This is a genomic window from uncultured Methanobrevibacter sp. (assembly GCF_937906425.1).
In the GTDB taxonomy this organism is placed as follows: domain Archaea; phylum Methanobacteriota; class Methanobacteria; order Methanobacteriales; family Methanobacteriaceae; genus Methanobrevibacter.
The window spans coordinates 1-1,730 of the sequence record NZ_CALCYR010000015.1 but is presented as its reverse complement, the minus strand read 5'-3'; the positions used below and the strand labels follow the sequence as shown (position 1 = coordinate 1,730).

The window sequence follows — 1,730 nt, the reverse complement described above, 5'->3', positions numbered from 1 at the left end:
GTTGTAGTCTCTTTCACTGACGTTAATGGCATTGATGTAAGTTCAAGCATTGTAACTGTTGAAAACAACAATACTGTTGAGGTTGAAGTTCCTGTTGAGGTGCCTGTTGTTGAACCTGCTGCTACCAAGGTGACTGTCTCTCCTTCAAACATTAAGGAAGGGGAAGTTGAAAAGATTGATATTACATTAAGTTCAAATGGCAAGTCCATTAGCGGTTTGGTCATTGTAAACTTTGACGGTACTAACTATGCTGCAGTGGTCACTAACGGTAAGGCTACCATCTCTGTTAAAAACCTAAAGGCTGGAACTTACAATGTTTTAGCAAGTTTTGCGGCTAATTCAACCTATGCTGCTTCCAATGCAAGTTCTAAATTTACAGTAAGTTCATACTCTGCTGTTGACTTGGATATTTCTGCAGATGATGGTAATCTCATAGTTGACTTAAGCGATGCAAGCGGCAATGGAATGACTGCTAAGGTAAATGTGACTATTGATGGCAAGGCCCAAGTTCTTGATGTTGAAAACGGTTCTGCAAGTCTTCCTCTTGATGCTGGAACTCATGAGGTAAGTGTCACTTATCCTGGAGACAGTTCCCATGCTCCTGCATCCGGAAGTAAAAACCTTACTGTTGTAGCAAAAACAATTGAAACAGTTTTAACTGTGAGTGCTGTTGACATGAAATATGGCGGCGCAGCTACAGTCAACTTCACCTTGAAGGATGTTGATGGAAATAACATGGATGAGACAATAGCTGTTGTAATCAATGGTGAAGAGCAAAACTGTGTAATCAAGAATGGTGTTGGATCAGTTAAGGTAAGTAATATTCTTGCTGGAAATTATACTGTAATTGCTTCCTATGATGGAGAAAGCCCATATCTTTCATCCACTGGAAGCGCTGATTTCAATGTTGCCAAATTAGGCACCCAACTTGTTTTCAATAATCTGACAACCACATCCTTTAACTCTGTTATTGAAGGTAGAATTGGTGAATATTTCACTGCAAGGTTATTGGATGAAAATGGTAAGGCTTTAGCTGGTAAGAATGTTTCTGTAGGATTTAATGGTCATGTATACAAATACACAACCAATGCAACTGGTGGATTCAAGACACAAGTAAACCTTAGGCACTCTACAAATTACACATTCGCTATCTTCTTCGGTGGAGATGAGAATTATGAATCTGCATTTGGAGTGGCTAAGATAGAGGTTTTACCTCAAATTGCTAAATTCAGTGTTGATGCCAAAAGATATAAGGCTAATGCTAAATCCAAAACATTAACTGCAACAGTTCTTTCAGCTTATGGAACACCAATCAAGGGCAAGGTAGTTTCATTTGTGGTTGATGGAAGATATTATTCCGCAAAGACAAGTGCGAGCGGTATTGCTAAGGTTAAAGTAAGTCTCTCCAAGAAAGGAACTTATAAGGTAACTGCTAAGTTCGAGGGAGACGACGGTTATGCAGCCATAACTAAAACAAGCACTGTAAAAATTGTTTAAAAGGTTTAAATTCTTATGATTTAAATTGTTAATGGTTTAAATGGTTTAAATGGTTTAAATTGTTTAGATGGTTTAATGATTTAAATTGTTTAGATTTATGATTTAAATTGTTAATGATTTAAAGTAGATGTAATTTAACATCTACCTTTTTTCTTTTTTTTTTCAGATCTTTTAAATCTTTATTTTATTTTATTTTATTTTATTTTATTTTATTTTATTTTATTTTATTTTAT

At 35.7% G+C, this 1,730-nt stretch carries 1 protein-coding gene; it reads left to right on the top strand.

Features of this window, described 5'->3' with window-relative positions:
- Positions 1-1,497, top strand: a 1,497-nt coding sequence (locus tag Q0138_RS00690; RefSeq protein ID WP_297979531.1) for an Ig-like domain repeat protein, incomplete at its 5' end; no start/stop codon positions are given.
- Positions 1,498-1,730: the final 233 nt, after the last annotated feature.